Consider the following 15204-nt stretch of genomic DNA (forward strand, 5'->3'; position numbering starts at 1 on the left):
GAGTGAGATTTCATTTCCTCAAAGCTTTATGTAGTTTGAGTCTTGGTGTATTTCACCCTGATTCAGGCTCTCAATATTTAGATGCGTTTGCCCTGTTGCCCACCCTAATGAACATCAAACAATTGAATTATGGATGACTATCTTAAAGAAAGAATCAAGGAAAATCTGAAAACTTCAATTAGGAAACTTTTTAAGAAGACAAAAGACAAAAAGTACCAAGTATTAGATGATATTTTTCCTAAAGAAAGACGAATACGTTCTCTCATCGGTGGATTAGAAACAAGTCTAGGAACAACTTTTTGGGAACCTATATCTAAAATATTAGCTGAAATAAATGGATTTGAAATTATCCAAGATAAGATATTAGTCCCAACTCCGTTTCCTCCAGCTTTGCAGAATGAACTGGATAAATTAGTTTATGAACGTGAAAATAAGCCTAATAACAGGAGAGTTTCAACAGAGGAATGTATAGACAGGCTAAAAAACGTTGCGGCAAAAACCAATCCCCAAGATATCGCCGCCTACATCTATAAATCTCCTCCATCGGGAACTGGAGTTGATATTCATTTATTTAAGGACGGAATTGAATATCTTTTTGATATAAAAACTGCACAGCCAAATCAAGGTGATTTTCAAAAGTTTAACAAACAAATGCTACAGTGGTATGCTTATCGACTTGCTAAAGATACAAATGCTAAGTTAAAAGCTCGTATTGCTATTCCTTTTAATCCTTTTTCAAAATCTTGGTATGAAATACAAAAAGGTAAGTTATCTAGTTCTCCTCTAGATATCGCTCAAGATATATGGGTTGAAAATAAATTTTGGGATTTTTGTTCTGGAACTGAAAATACATTTGAGCAATTAAAGGCACTTTTTGTTGAGTTAGGACAAGAAAACTTTGCCGCAGAATTTAATGATATTTTTTACCAAAATTAGTTTAAATATGAAGAATACTCAGCAATTCTTTAGCTACATACTCAACAACAGGTACAGGAACAGCATTACCAAACTGTTTTCTAGCAATATCATCTTTTTCGTGATATTCAAAATTTTTCGGGAACCCTTGTAATTTACAAGCGTGTTTCGCCGTTACAGCACTTACGGCAGCTATGAGGTACATCCTCAAAGCTGAAAGCTATGCTAAAAGAGGGGCAAGGAGAAAACTGTATTGCATAATAGCGGGAAGCGCTGTATTGGGATAAAATTTTTCTGTGTATAAATTTTTTCTAAGAAAATATTTTTATACTCATCTGGATCGCTAGCATGAATTGATACTGTTGCTATATAGTCTTTAGCACCAGTAGCAGTTAAAGTTGGCATAATATCAGCAGTAGGTAAAATAATTCTATAAATATCATTAATACCTGTCATATTTTTAGAATTAACAAATTCATGCTTATTATCAGCAGTTAATCGGAAGATTCCTTTTTGAACTAGTTTATTTAATTCATTTATCTCTATATCACATATTATTTCTTTAAAATTATCAAAAGATAAGGGATTACCATCTTTCTCTCCATATTTTTTACTTCTTCTATGTTTTAGAAGAGTTAAGCAAATCATTTTTTCTCTATCACTGGTTTCTATAATATCCCAAGAGTGAATTGTTGTATGTCCATTTCTTAAATCAGAAAAAATGAAGAAATCATTTAATTCATCATCTTTTTGAAATCTCGTTCTTGATGGTGGAATCATACCTTTAAATAAGGTATGTCGATCTAATATCATGTCCGCTTGATTACTTATTAAACCCGAAGAACCCCACACCGCCAAAGCTACACTTTGTCTCCCCTCCCCGCAAGCTCTTAGGGGTTGGGGGTGGGGTGCAATGACTATGGGAATCATAACTATTTATACGGACATGATATAACTTGACTTTTTCAATAATTTTTGCAGATTTAATATCATCTAATATATCGAAAACTTTTGGATGAATGTTCAAAGGAATAGGAAATTTATACTCTTGGCATTTTTCCAGATCATTTCTAATTCCAACAATAAAAACTCTCTCTCTATTTTGAGGTAAACCAAAATCATAAGCATTGAGGACTTTCCACTTAACACAATATCCGATGCTTTCTAATTCATGTACAATTAGTTCCAAACTCTCGACGTTTTTAGGGCTTGCTAATCCACTGACATTTTCAAATATAAAGGCTTTAGGTTTATTTTTATTGACTAGTCTAATTACATCAAACCATAACTTTCCTCTTGGGTCTTCAAATCCCTTTAAACGACCTGCGACTGACCAAGGTTGACACGGAACACCACCAACCACTATGTCAACATCAGAAGGAAGGTCATTAATCTTTGTTATATCTCCTAATTCAATTTCATCTTTGTTTAAGTAGCTGATGAAATTTTGTTGATAAATTTTTATAGCTTGTTTGTCTATTTCAGAATAGCCTAAACATTGACCACCTAGTTTTTGTAAAGCAATTCTAAATCCACCAATACCAGCAAATAAATCGATGAAAGCGAATTTATTTTGATAAGTTACTAACTGTAAAGGTAATTCTATTTGTTTGGATTTTGGCGAAAATACAGATTTCATTTTTGTTAGCCAACTTGATTAACTAACTATTGAGATTTAGTCACTTAGTATATCATCAAATATTCTAAGTGACTAAAGATCAACTCTGAGACAATCGTTTCACCTCTGCACCCGCCAACATCTGATGGGCTTGTGCCAAAATTTTTGGTATTTTATCGGCGTGGGGATTGCGGGCGAGGTATTGTAGCAAGTCTAATTCGTCTAGCCGATCAGCTTTGTTGCCAGGAAACCAGTGATTGCCATTACCAAGGAGGTTGTAGCGCATTTTAGCGTACTCTAACAGGTCGTAGGCGATCGCTAAATTCCGCAACCACAAAATCACCCGAATATTTACCTCACCAGGGGTTTGGTCAAAGGTTGGTAGATTTGTTTGCCAGTTTTTTACCCAATCTTCTCCCAAAGTAGCGATCGCTTCTGACTCCAACTTTGCTAAAATCGGTGGCAAAATTGATGATGCTCGGTCTACTAACTCTAAAGTCTTCAGGTGTTCATCAAAATCTTCTGGTTTTGCTGCTCCCACACTCAGGGTATGCACCTCTTGATGACTCAAACAAAACAAATCATTAAACACCATTGGACTCAAAGGAGCGCAAAGATTTACTAATTTTTGTGGAGGTTCATACAACAAACCTCCTTTATTAGATGGACTAATAATAAACACCCCCATATCGTGGCGTTTAGCTGCTTCAATTGCCGCCCAATTCCATTGATTAATATAGTACCAATGCAGATTCACATAATCAAATTGATTAGTATTAATTGTCTGCACAATCATATCTGTTGAGCCGTGTGTGGAAAAGCCAATAAATCTAACTTTCCCCTCTGCTTGCAACTGCTGGGCTACTTCCAAACAACCACCGGGACGGATGCTATCATCTAAGGACTCAGCATGATTGATGCCGTGCAACCCTAAAAGGTCAACATAATCTAGCTGAAGATTTTTCAATGATTGTTCAAATGTCTGACGGAATTCTTTCGCATCTGCCGTTGGGCTGATTTTAGTCTGAACAATCAATTTGTCACGGGGAAACTTGGGCAATATTCTCCCCAATTGCATTTCGGAAGTGCCATAACCACGGGCAGTTTCAATATGATTAATCCCAACTTCCACAGCCCTTTTAATAGTCGCTTCGAGATTCGCCTGGTTATCAGCAGGAATTTCATGATTGGGAACATCCTGCCATTTGAACTGATATCTCATGCCCCCGCACGAAAACACGGGCATTTGTAATTCTGTACGTCCAAATCGTCTATATAGCATTACTAGATTGTGGATTGCTTACCAACTTCAAATCTTAAAAGGGTACTGGGTACTGGGTACTGGGTACTGGGTACTGGGTACTGGGTACTGGGCAAGAACTTCCTTGATTGTTTTGGTTGGGGTCTGAATCCACATACTTATCTTAATAGTCCCCAATCCCTAGGGCGTGTTTTCCAACTATTTGTTTAGCCTTCTAACTTTTTAGATCCCCCCAAATCTACGCCACTTGCTCTACTTGGGGAGACCCCAAGACCGCAGTGGCTCCCCTTTTTAAGGGGAATTTTAACAGACTCTTCGCCCCCCTTAAAAAGGGGGGTTGGGGGGGATCTAAGACTTTGAAAACACGCCCTAATCCCCAATCCCCAATCCCCAATCCCCAATCCCCATGACCATTGCTGTCGAAATCTGAACTAAGGGAAAAGTTCAAATTAATTCTTTGGGGACTGCGCCTGGGTTAAGCAATTTTTCAATATTTCGGCTAACACTTGTACGTTGGGTTCATTAAGTAGGTCAAGGTGAGATCCAGGAATATAATGGATATCCAATCCTCCAGCCACTAGGTCGCCCCAGCCGAATTGAGGATCGTATTTTGTGCCTATAGCTTCGTCCCGATTTTTATCCTCTGTTCGCAAGAGGACAGCTCGACCAAGGTAAGGTGAAAAAATATATTCTCTACCCGCTTGAATATTAGCATCTATGCTCTTTAAATGCTTGTCAGTTTCAGGTAAATTAACTACCTCTTCCAAGTAACGGTTATATGTATTTTGGAAATGCTGCTTACGCCAATAGCTCCATCTCACAGTCTTTTTCCAAAGGTAGGCAGGCCCTTCTTGAACGATATTATTTAAATGCAAATAAAGTCGCTTGATAAATGGCGCTCGCCAGCTATAACCTAAACGACAACTATCAAATAGAACCAGAATACCAACTTGTTCGCCTTGCTCTTGGAGTTGTTTAGCCATCTCGAAAGCAACTACACCTCCAAAAGAATAACCTCCCAGAAAATAAGGGCCATTGGGCTGAAGAGTCTTGATTTCTTGAATATAGTGAGTTGCCATGTCTTCAACTCGCGTATGGAAGGGGTGTTGTCCATCTAACCCTTGTGGCTGTAGTCCGTAGAATGGTTGGTCTGATCCCAGATGCAATGCCAATTCACGGAAACCCAAGACTTCTCCACCTAGTCCGTGAATACAGTAAAAAGGTGGCTTGGAACCGTTGGGTTGAATTTCTACCAGGGATAAACAGCTAGATTTTGATTTCTCTAAGGTATTTACTAAAGTCTTGTTTGTTGCTGCTATATCTTCTTCGGAGATAATTTTGGCTAGAGCCTCTACAGTACCTGACTGGAACAGAATCGCTAGAGGCAGATTTTTACTAAATGCCTTCTCAATTTGCCAAAACAGTTTTACTGCTAATATCGAGTGTCCTCCTAGCTCAAAAAAGTTGTCCCTGACACCGATAGGCCCGACACCTAAAATTTGTTCCCAAATCTTGGTTAGTTGGAATTCTAATTCATCACGGGGAGCTATATAGGTGTTTTCAGAATCAAGCCTTGTTGAGTCTGGTGCTGGTAAGGCGCGGCGGTCGATTTTGCCGTTGGGGGTTAGGGGTAAGGTGTCTAGTAAAACGAAAGCACTCGGCACCATATATTCTGGTAGTTGCTGTTTGAGGAAGTGGCGCAGTTCCTCAATATTTGGTGTCTGTTCTGGGTGAGGAACGATGTAGGCGACTAGTCGCTGGTTTCCTGAATTATCAACTCTCGCTGTAACAATAGTTTGCTGTATGGCGGGGTGTTGTGCTAATAAAGCTTCAATTTCTCCAAGTTCGATGCGGAAACCACGAATTTTTACCTGGTGATCGATTCTACCGATGTATTCAATGTTGCCATCGGGAAGATAGCGGGCTAAGTCTCCAGTTTTGTAAAGTTTTTCGCCTTGGTTAAAGGGATGGGAAATAAATCGCTCGGCTGTTAAGTCTGGACGGTTGAGATAGCCTTTAGCAACTCCCACACCACCAATATAAAGTTCGCCGTTGGCACCTAAGGGAACTGGTTGGAGATGGGAGTCGAGGATATAAAGTTGAGTGTTAGCGATCGCTCTCCCAATTGGTACACTTTTTAAGTTACTCTCTCTTTGACACTGCCAAAATGTCACATCAATTGCCGCTTCGGTAGGGCCGTAAAGATTGTGTAGTTCACATTCCATCCCTTCAAAAAACCGCTCTTGGAGGTCAATTGGTAAGGCTTCTCCACTACAAAACACCCGTTTGAGAGATTTGCAACGTTCTAGTCCTTTGGTTTCTAGAAATATCTGCAACATCGAGGGGACAAAATGCAGTGTTGTAATTTCCTCTTGAACAATGGTGTTAATTAAGTAAGTCGCATCTCGCTGTCCGCCTGGTTGAGCCATGACTAAACGCGCCCCTGTCAATAGCGGCCAGAAAAACTCCCAAACTGAAACGTCGAAACTAAAAGGGGTTTTTTGCAGAACGCGATCAGTTTCAGTTAGTTTGTAAGCATCTTGCATCCATAGTAAGCGATTGCAAATTCCTTTATGGGTATTCATTGCGCCCTTTGGTTTGCCAGTAGAACCAGAGGTGTAAATTACATAAGCTAAATCTAGAGGCTTAACGCGGGAATTGGGATTACGATTACTTTGTTGGGAGATTGTTTCCCAATCGGTATCCAGACAAACTTTTTGGCTACTTGTAGGCAGATGATCAACTAAACTCCTTTGGGTTAATAGCACTGCGGCTTGACAATCGCCTAGCATATATGCTATGCGCTCTTGAGGATATTCGGGATCAATCGGTACATAAGCGCCACCAGCTTTGATAATCCCTAATAACCCCACTACCATTTCTAAGGAACGCTCAACACAAATGGCTACGAGTACATTTGGCTGGACTCCACAAGTTTGCAAGTAGTTTGCTAGTTGATTGGCGCGACTATTTAGCTGACTGTAGGTAAGGTGCTTGTCTGCAAATTTTACAGCGATCGCATCTGGTGTTTTCTCTACCTGCGCTTCAAATAAGTGGTGCAGACATTCAGATAAATCGTAGTCAGTTTGGGTATTATTCCACTCTAAAAGTAGCTGATCCCGCTCGGCTGCTGTTAATAGAGGTAAATCGGAAATATGCTGTTCGGCGTTGGCAACGATACCTTCAAGTAAAGTTTGGAAATGCCCTACCATTCGAGCGATCGTTGTCTCATCGAATAAGTCTGTGTTATATTCAATTCCACCTTTGATCCCCTCTGAAGTTTCTTCTAAATCGAGGGTAAGCTCGAACTTTGCTGCGCCGCTATGGACTTCTACAGGGGTAATGGTCAATCCCGGAAGTTCCCAGAGTTCCCTTGGGGTATTGTGAAAGGCAAACATTACCTGAAACAACGGTGAGTGGCTCAGATCCCTCTCTGGCTGTAGTTCTCCTACTAGCTTCTCGAAGGGCAAGTCTTGGTGGGAGTATGCTCCTAGTGTTGCTTCTCGAACTTGACTAAGTAACTGCCGGAAACTTGGGTTGCCTGAAAGATTAGTGCGTATGGCTAGGGTATTGACAAAAAACCCAATCAACCCTTCGGTTTCAACTTGGTTGCGACCAGCAATGGGAGAACCGATGAGAATGTCTTCTTGCCCAGTGTAGCGGTGCAATATTGTGCCAAAAGCCGCCAGTAATGTCATAAATAGGGTGACACCATGCTGATGGGAGAGTTCTTTTAGCGATGCACTCAGGCTCTGGGGTAGCACCAGGGATTGCACTGATCCCTGGTAAGTTTGGACTGCTGGCCGTGGTCGGTCGGTTGGTAATTCTAATACAGTATTAGCGGCTGCTAACTGAGTTTTCCAGTAGTTGATTTGGCCTGAGAGTATTTCACCCGATAACCATTGGTGTTGCCAGACACCGAAATCGGCATACTGAATAGGCAATTTTACCAGGGGCGAAGGTTTACCGCTCAAAAAGGCTTGATAAAGTTCTGCTAACTGCTGCCAGAAAATGCCTATTGACCAGCCATCTGAAGCGATGTGGTGCATCACCAACAGTAATATATGCTCCTGTTCGTCTACCTGGAGCAAAGTAGCTCGCAGCATCAAGTCAGTTTCTAAGTTGAAGGGGCGTTGCGCCTCTTGATTTAGGAGAGATTCTACTTGCTCTTGTGTTACCTCAATTACCTTGAGTTCCACTGACCGAGGTGTGCCAATTACTTGTATGGGGCTACCATCAAGTGATGTCATAAAGTTTGTTCGCAGTGCCTCATGATGGACAACGATCGCATCTAGTGACTGTTGCAATACATCCACATTTAACTTGCCCGTTAAGCGTTTTGCATTGGAGAGGATATATGCTCGGCTATCGGGTTGCAACTGCTGCAAAAACCACACTCGCTGCTGGGCAAAAGATAAAGGGGCTAACTCTCGGTTGGCTATTTGGGGAATAGTCTGATTCTGAGGATCATTTTCTTGACTCTCCTTTTGGGCGAACGCTTGAGCTAAAGTAGCGATCGTGGGATTCTCAAATAAGAGTTGCAACGGTATTTCTATCCGAAAAGCTTGGCGAACCCGAGACATTACTTGAGTCGCCAGCAGGGAATGACCTCCCAATTCAAAAAAATTGTCGTGGATACCTACTTGTTCCAGACGCAAAACTTTCGCCCAGATGCTAGCTAAGACTTCTTCTCTCCAATTCTGAGGTGCAACAAAGTTAGTTGACAGCTTAATATTAGATGTATCCGGTGCAGGTAAGGCGCGACGATCTATTTTACCGTTGGGATTTAATGGTAGGGTGTCCAAAAATACAAAGAAACTAGGCACCATGTATTCAGGTAGCCGAGTTTCCAAAAAGCGACGCAATTCAACCTGGCTAGGGATTTGCTCTGGACTGGCCACAATATATGCCACGAGTTGCTTGTCCCCAGGAACATCCTCTCTGGCTATAACTAGATTCTGTATCAGTGCCGGATGTTGACCTAATATGGCTTCAATTTCTCCTAATTCAATTCGGAAGCCACGTATTTTCACTTGGTGGTCAATGCGACCAAGGAACTCGATATTCCCGTCGCTCAAGTAACGTGCTAAGTCCCCAGTTTTGTAAAGGCGTGCCCCTCTTTCAAAGCTAAAAGGGTCGAGAATGAACTTTTCTCTGGTCAATTCTGGACGGTTAAGATAACCTCGCGCTAGAGCAATACCGCCAATGTGCAGTTCACCTGATTCCCCAACAGGCACAGCCTGCAAATTTTCATCCAGGATGTGAATCTCTGCATTGGTAATGGGGCGACCAATGGGAGCAATGGCATAATTGGTGCCGCGCTGACAACTCCAGAAAGTGGTATCAATGGAAGCTTCTGTCGGACCATAGCAATTATGCAGAACATTGTCCAAATTTAATTTGGCAAAAAAGCGTTCTATGAGTTCGCCAGGTAAAGCCTCACCACCGCAGGTAATATGCCTGACAAATCGGCAATTTTCAATTCCTTTCTCTTCCAGTAAAACACGGAGTATGGAAGGTACTAAGGCCAAAACCGTGATTTGCTCCTCAGTAATCACCTTCACAAGGTAGGCAGTATCTTGATGACCACCAGGACGAGCCATGATCAATTGCCCCCCAAAGCACAATGGCCAGAATATCTGCCACACTGAGGGGTCGAAGCTAAAAGAAATAGTCAGTAAAACTTTGTCTTGCTGAGTTAATCCAAAGGTTGTTTGCTTCCAGTGGAGTTGATTGCAAATCCCACGATGAGGGATCATTACACCCTTGGGCTGTCCTGTAGAACCAGATGTGTAGATTACGTAGATCAGATTATCAACCGTCGTTTCCTTTACAGGATTTTCTTGGCTGTTGTGAATGTTCCCTTGCCAGTCTGAGTCTAAACAAACCACCTGTGCCTGATGCGCTGGTAAGCTGCTAACAAATTTTTCTACGGTTAACAATACTGGTGTCTGAGTGTCTTCCAAGATGAAGGCTAAACGTTCTGAGGGATATGCTGGATCTAAAGGCACATAGGCACCTCCAGCTTTCAGAATTCCCAGTAGTCCGACGATCATCTCCAAGGAACGCTCTAGGCAAATTCCCACAAGTACCTCAGGCCCAACGCCTAAACCACGTAAGTAGTCAGCTAGTTGATTCGCCCGTTGGTTTAACTGCTGATAGGTAAGTTGTGTATTTTCAAATACTACCGCAATTGCTTGGGGCGATCGCTCTACTTGCATCTCAAACATTTCATGGATGCACAGTTCCTGATGATCCCCTGCGTCAGTGCCATTCCATTTTTGTAGAAGTTGAGTGCCGATGATGTTAGTTAAGGTACTTAACGGAATATTTTGATCACACTCAGAAGTCTGGCTATTTATCTGCATTTTAATATATATCAACTCCATCAGGAAATGCCATTTTTTAATTTATTCTATGTACAGTTATGTACCAAATTTTATATGAGGCTGCACATTAACACCCTTAGGATAGAAGTCTGGGGCTACAGAAACAAAGGCTAGCTAGTCTTGATAACTAGAAACTGACCGTAACTCCCTTCCCCCAAAGGGTTACGACTTTTGCTTTTCCAACAGAATTGGTATGTAAGGCTCTAAATAATCGATTTATACTTAACATAATAGTAACGATGTTTTACCGAGCATATTGCTTTTAGGTACAACTTTAAAATAAAATCTAAGCCAAAAAATGAGTGATTGCCTTTTTTAAGGTACTAGCCAATAACAACCATTTGATTTGCAGCTTTACCTTTAAGTTGACAAGTAAAGGTTTTTTTCTTTACCTAACTAGATTCAGCTACAAACACAACACTGGAAAATCTTATCCTTTTTCAAGTAAATTTGCTGAAGGAAAAAATAATTATTACCAAATCTTCATTGTGTCTCTTTATATATAAAAATCATGTAAAGGCGTAATTATAATTTGCTTAAATAATTAAGTAGCAACGATAAACTGTATAAATTTTAATATCCACGACCGTATTAAACTGGGGTTTAGCACTGGTATTTTTACTGAACACGGACTAAACGCCCCACTATCGCTAGCAGCATTTTCAAGTCAAGTCCGCATAAAGATTTGTCATTGGAATAAGGCAAGAAGTATGAAAAAAGAACATTTTAGCCTCGTTGATCTTTATTTACATAAAAACTGAGCGAAAACGACTCATGATACAAGCCCCTAAATTTATTTATGGAGAAGCAAAAAAATGTATGTATAACGAGTCGCACAGCGCAAGAAATACGAAGTCCGTTTACAGAGCAACTAAATTTATTTATGGGGATCAAAAATTATTGAATTTTGAATTTGGAGCGTTCGCGGAGCGTCTCGTAGAGAAGCGACGTGACTCTCTCATGAGGTAAAAATGTCTACAACGCTGATATGACAGTACTCATAGAAATCAGAGATTAGAATTTATATTCATTAATCGGTGACGAATTTTCTAGAGATGCCCATCAAGCTGACTCAACTTCAACCACGATATTCGGCTATGTAAAGTTTTGTAACAATAATCAAACTTTTGATTCATTTCGTTATATGTTGTTTGTGTAAGTTTTGTTAATCAGTAATTATGCGTAAACAAACAAAATAACTTCTAAGCAAAACCGAATTACTCTAGCTAAATATGGTACAGTTATTGTCGAAGATATACCATTTAGTATAAATCTGCAATGGAACTTTAATAACCGAGTTAGGTTATTTATTACACAGATGATAAAGCATACATAATATTGTTTGTTTACCTGACCTCCTTGATTATTAATGTCAGGAATTTATTAACTTAACTCACCAACAAATCCTTTACTTGGGATCAAAGCTCGAAATATCCCGACTAAATTGGATGCTACCCTTCAATAAAATTTAAGCATTCGGGTAGTAGCAACACTCAAAATAATCTTTAAATATGCTTTTGATCAAGAACTTGAAGTTTAGTCTAGAGATAATGGTTAATAGTAGACTATAAAGGACAGATTCCTTTGAGAGAAAAATGTCAGACATCCTAATTATATAGGTTTTCATCAAATTTTAACTACACCAAGTGTTACTAACTATGAGTAATCAGAGCATTGCAACAAATAAGTTGAGTGAAGTGCCTTCAGATTTACGTGCATCTGCGTCTGTCATTGTACGCAAGGGATCGTGGTGGTTAAGATTAACAACATTGTTTTTAGTAGACTATATTCTTTTATCCTTAGCTTGGGTTTTAGCTGGATATGAGTCTTCCTATGGGGATTTTACTTGGTATATACAGAGTCATTATTTACCGATTTTAATAACTATTGGGATTCAAATAGGATCATTAGCTCTAGAAGGTATTTATCGAGAAGGTCAAAACCGCTATGACTATTTCAATATTATCAAATCCCTAACTTTTGCTCATGGATTAATAATCCTTGTTTGTTTTTTGTATAAACCAGTTGTTGATATTACACACCAAAGATTAATATTATTATCTTGGCTCCTAAGTGTATTATTTATTTGTACTGGTAGATATGGTGTCAACATTGCTCTTGAATATTTGCGTAAGCAGAAAAAAATAGTTCGCTCTTCTGTATTTATTATTTGTGATCCTCAAGATCATGACCAGATTGCGAGCTTTATAAAAAAAGAAAAGCATTACATTGTATCTGGAACGGCAAATGCTAGTTCATTAGACAGATATAAACGTCAGCAAACATTAAATCAACTTAATGAATTAGGCGTAACAGAAGTTTTTATATCTTGGGATGCTCTAAAAAATAGAATGTTTTTATGCTGGTTATTTCAAGCATCTGGCATCCAAGTACATATTTTGCCTATGGAATTAAAACCAATTTATAAAAACGTAGAATTTAATAAAATAGGGGGAATGCCTTGTCTTAGTTTGGATTGTCCGATAATTACAGGTAAGGATTTTTGGGTAAAGCGTAGTTGTGATTTTTGTTTCGCAACTTTATTTGTAATGTTATCATTCCCTATTTACATAGCTATAGCTATAGCTATAAAAATCGATTCTCCCGGCACAGTATTTTACAGGCAAACACGTATAGGTTTGCATGGTCAACAGTTTAAAGTATGGAAATTCAGAACCATGAGGTCTGATGCAGAAAAATTACAGAAAGAATTAGAAGCTTTAAATGAAACTAAAGATGGAATTATCTTTAAAATTAAAGATGATCCTCGCGTTACCCGTGTTGGGAAGTTTCTACGTCGTTACAGCTTAGACGAATTACCTCAACTTTTTAATGTTATCCTTGGACAAATGAGTATAGTAGGACCTCGCCCTTTACCTACTAGAGATGTAGATAAATTTTCTGAACATCATTTTATTAGACATGAAGTTTTACCTGGTATTACAGGTCTTTGGCAAGTCTCAGGTCGCTCAGATATTTTAGATTTTGAACAAGTAATAAATCTTGATCTTAACTACATTGAAAATTGGTCCCTGGGATTAGACTTTGAAATTCTGCTCAAAACAGTTATGGTAGTTTTGAAAAAAGAAGGTGCATACTAGGTTGATCAAAACAAAATCAATCATATCTACTGGACAGCAATAATTATGTTGTTTACGTATTTATACGAGTATTGCACTTTTAAATGGAATTTTTGCGGCATTAAATTTAGCTTTCTCTGTTAGAAAAAATACAAATGGCTGAGTGATTAACTACCTGCTTAATTGCGATAAAAACTTTAGCATTCACTACTCAAAGTATTTGTTAATTAAGAAAATATTGTGATATCGGTACACTCAAGCGTGCGATGATAGAAGCCAAACAACAATGCATTTTCATTGCATTATTCTGCTGGACTCGTGTTAATTGATTGTAAGTATTGAACACTTAGAAAAACTTCTGACTATGCATCAGAAAAGATAAGTTATGAGATTTATCGATATTGGTGATTCAATCAAAATGAACGAATTAAGCTGAATTAAGAATTTAAAAATGGTAGACAAGTACAAATTCCTGAGTAATTCCCTCTCAATGATACTCAATCGGTTAGCGCAAAGCATTACAACTTTTGTATTAACCGCTGCTATTGCTCGTAGTCTCGGAGCTGAGGCTTTAGGACAGTATCTACTAGCGTATAGCTACTACTTTATCTTTGTGGGTATTGCTTCACAGGGTCTAAAGACATTGTTTACCAGAGAACTAGCCCGTGATCCGGAAAAAACACCAGTTTATTTGATCAGTGGCACCTGGTTACAGTTAATATTTAGTTTCTTCAGTTACGGGGCGTTGGTGATTGTAGTGTTTTTACTTCCCTATAGTTCCAAAACCTCGACTGTTTGCTATATCATGGGCTTAACGATCATTCCCTTTGCCCTTTCCAACATCACAGAGGCAATTTTTCAAGCAAAAGAAAAGATGCATCTGATTGCTCTCTCTACAGTTCCAATTTATATCTTGCGCCTAATAATAATGATTTGGGCGATGCAACTTAAATATGGAATTGAATATTTGGGGGCGATCCTATGTTTTTCAGAAACACTAATTCTGATAATTGAATGGATCTTTATCATCCCGTTAGTTAAAATACAATGGCAGATTGATGGAAGTTTTGTATTTAAGACAATCAAAAGTGCGCGTACATTTTTTGCTATTGAAGCACTAGCTGTAATCAGTGGCAGAATTCAAATCCTGGTTCTTTCATTGCTAGGAAGTGAGTTGTTAGTAGGCCTCTTTGGCGGAATAATACAATTACTACAACCATTTTTGATTATTTGTAACAGTATAATTTTAGCAATATTTCCCAGATTTTCAAAGGCAGTAGAGCAAGGACGGGACAAGCAGAGGCAGATAACTGAAAATATTATTGAAGTCCTACTAATAATATCATTACCATTATTCCTTGGACTGTTATTGTTTGGGAAAGATTTACTAATTTTTATTTATGATAAGAGCTTTGCTGACGCAAATATGGCCCTTAGCTTAACTGCTGCGTCACTCATTTTCTTGCCGTTCTCACGCTCACTTTCTTATCTACTTGTAGCCAATGGTTTTGAAATAGTAAACCTACGTGAGGTGGTAATAACCACTTCATTAGGGAGCTTGTTAGGTGTGGCATTAGTTTCGCAATATCATTTAGTAGGTGCAGCTTTAATGGCATTATTAATGGCTATCCTTGGTTTTAGCCAGTTTATTTATTTCACCTATACTCGCCTATTTTCATTAAATTTATGGCGAATTATGCGGCGGCCCTTACTAATAAGTATCTTTATGCTACCTGTATTCATCTTATTGCAAAAAATTAGCTTAGACTTTATATTAACTCTAATTATTTCAACTTGTGCTTATGTTTTATTTGTGATTTATATGGGCATTCGTGCCTTTGGTGGGTTCCGTTTTTTGTGGATGAAGCTTTTGAGAGAGCAGTAATTGTTTGAAATGAAATACTACCAGTAAGGCATCAAAATTGGTTGAATAAATGATTC

The 15204-nt window shown here is 38.9% G+C and carries 8 protein-coding genes; 3 read left to right on the plus strand and 5 right to left on the minus strand.

Translation table 11 applies throughout. The annotated features are described in order from the left end of the window. The first annotated feature begins 129 nt into the window (after nucleotides 1–129). Nucleotides 130–936: a TdeIII family type II restriction endonuclease gene (locus V7K50_RS24535; RefSeq protein WP_334964635.1), complete on the plus strand. Its 807-nt coding sequence runs from the start codon at nucleotides 130–132 to the stop codon at nucleotides 934–936. A gap of 1 nt (nucleotide 937) precedes the next feature. Here the strand turns inward: V7K50_RS24535 and V7K50_RS24540 are convergent, their stop codons facing one another. From V7K50_RS24540 to V7K50_RS24560, 5 genes are all read right to left on the minus strand, one after another. After that, nucleotides 938–1120, minus strand: a complete 183-nt coding sequence (locus V7K50_RS24540; protein ID WP_334964637.1) for a DNA cytosine methyltransferase — start codon at nucleotides 1118–1120, stop codon at nucleotides 938–940. Nucleotides 1121–1140: 20 nt separating this feature from the next. Then, nucleotides 1141–1695 (minus strand): hypothetical protein, encoded by a 555-nt coding sequence (locus V7K50_RS24545; RefSeq protein WP_334964639.1) that lies wholly within the window; start codon nucleotides 1693–1695, stop codon nucleotides 1141–1143. Nucleotides 1696–1738: 43 nt separating this feature from the next. Continuing rightward, nucleotides 1739–2554 carry a DNA cytosine methyltransferase gene (locus tag V7K50_RS24550; protein WP_334964641.1) on the minus strand — a complete coding sequence of 272 codons (816 nt, stop codon included), beginning with the start codon at nucleotides 2552–2554 and terminating at the stop codon, nucleotides 1739–1741. A 79-nt stretch (nucleotides 2555–2633) separates the two neighbouring features. After that, the gene (locus V7K50_RS24555; RefSeq protein ID WP_334964643.1) at nucleotides 2634–3815 is read right to left on the minus strand and encodes an aldo/keto reductase; all 1182 of its coding nucleotides are present in this window, start codon (nucleotides 3813–3815) and stop codon (nucleotides 2634–2636) included. 428 nt (nucleotides 3816–4243) lie between these two features. Beyond that, nucleotides 4244–10162, minus strand: a complete 5919-nt coding sequence (locus tag V7K50_RS24560) for an amino acid adenylation domain-containing protein (protein ID WP_334964645.1) — start codon at nucleotides 10160–10162, stop codon at nucleotides 4244–4246. 1679 nt (nucleotides 10163–11841) lie between these two features. On the opposite strand from V7K50_RS24560, the gene V7K50_RS24565 reads away from it, so the two are divergent. Continuing rightward, complete coding sequence (locus tag V7K50_RS24565) at nucleotides 11842–13284, plus strand: sugar transferase (protein WP_334964647.1); 1443 nt, start codon at nucleotides 11842–11844, stop codon at nucleotides 13282–13284. 430 nt (nucleotides 13285–13714) lie between these two features. Beyond that, nucleotides 13715–15148, plus strand: a complete 1434-nt coding sequence (locus tag V7K50_RS24570) for an oligosaccharide flippase family protein (RefSeq protein WP_334964649.1) — start codon at nucleotides 13715–13717, stop codon at nucleotides 15146–15148. The last annotated feature ends 56 nt before the right edge of the window (nucleotides 15149–15204 follow it).

It is taken from the genome of Nostoc sp. (assembly GCF_036917135.1).
Lineage (GTDB): Bacteria > Cyanobacteriota > Cyanobacteriia > Cyanobacteriales > Nostocaceae > Nostoc.

Excerpts from the sequence above, each read along its gene's own strand:
- V7K50_RS24570 (WP_334964649.1), top strand. The coding sequence starts at position 13,715 with ATGGTAGACAAGTACAAATTCCTGAGTAATTCCCTCTCAATGATACTC.
- V7K50_RS24540 (WP_334964637.1), bottom strand. The coding sequence starts at position 1,120 with ATGTACCTCATAGCTGCCGTAAGTGCTGTAACGGCGAAACACGCTTGT.
- V7K50_RS24535 (WP_334964635.1), top strand. The coding sequence starts at position 130 with ATGGATGACTATCTTAAAGAAAGAATCAAGGAAAATCTGAAAACTTCA.
- V7K50_RS24545 (WP_334964639.1), bottom strand. The coding sequence starts at position 1,695 with ATGATTCCACCATCAAGAACGAGATTTCAAAAAGATGATGAATTAAAT.
- V7K50_RS24550 (WP_334964641.1), bottom strand. The coding sequence starts at position 2,554 with ATGAAATCTGTATTTTCGCCAAAATCCAAACAAATAGAATTACCTTTA.
- V7K50_RS24555 (WP_334964643.1), bottom strand. The coding sequence starts at position 3,815 with ATGCTATATAGACGATTTGGACGTACAGAATTACAAATGCCCGTGTTT.
- V7K50_RS24560 (WP_334964645.1), bottom strand. The coding sequence starts at position 10,162 with ATGCAGATAAATAGCCAGACTTCTGAGTGTGATCAAAATATTCCGTTA.
- V7K50_RS24565 (WP_334964647.1), top strand. The coding sequence starts at position 11,842 with ATGAGTAATCAGAGCATTGCAACAAATAAGTTGAGTGAAGTGCCTTCA.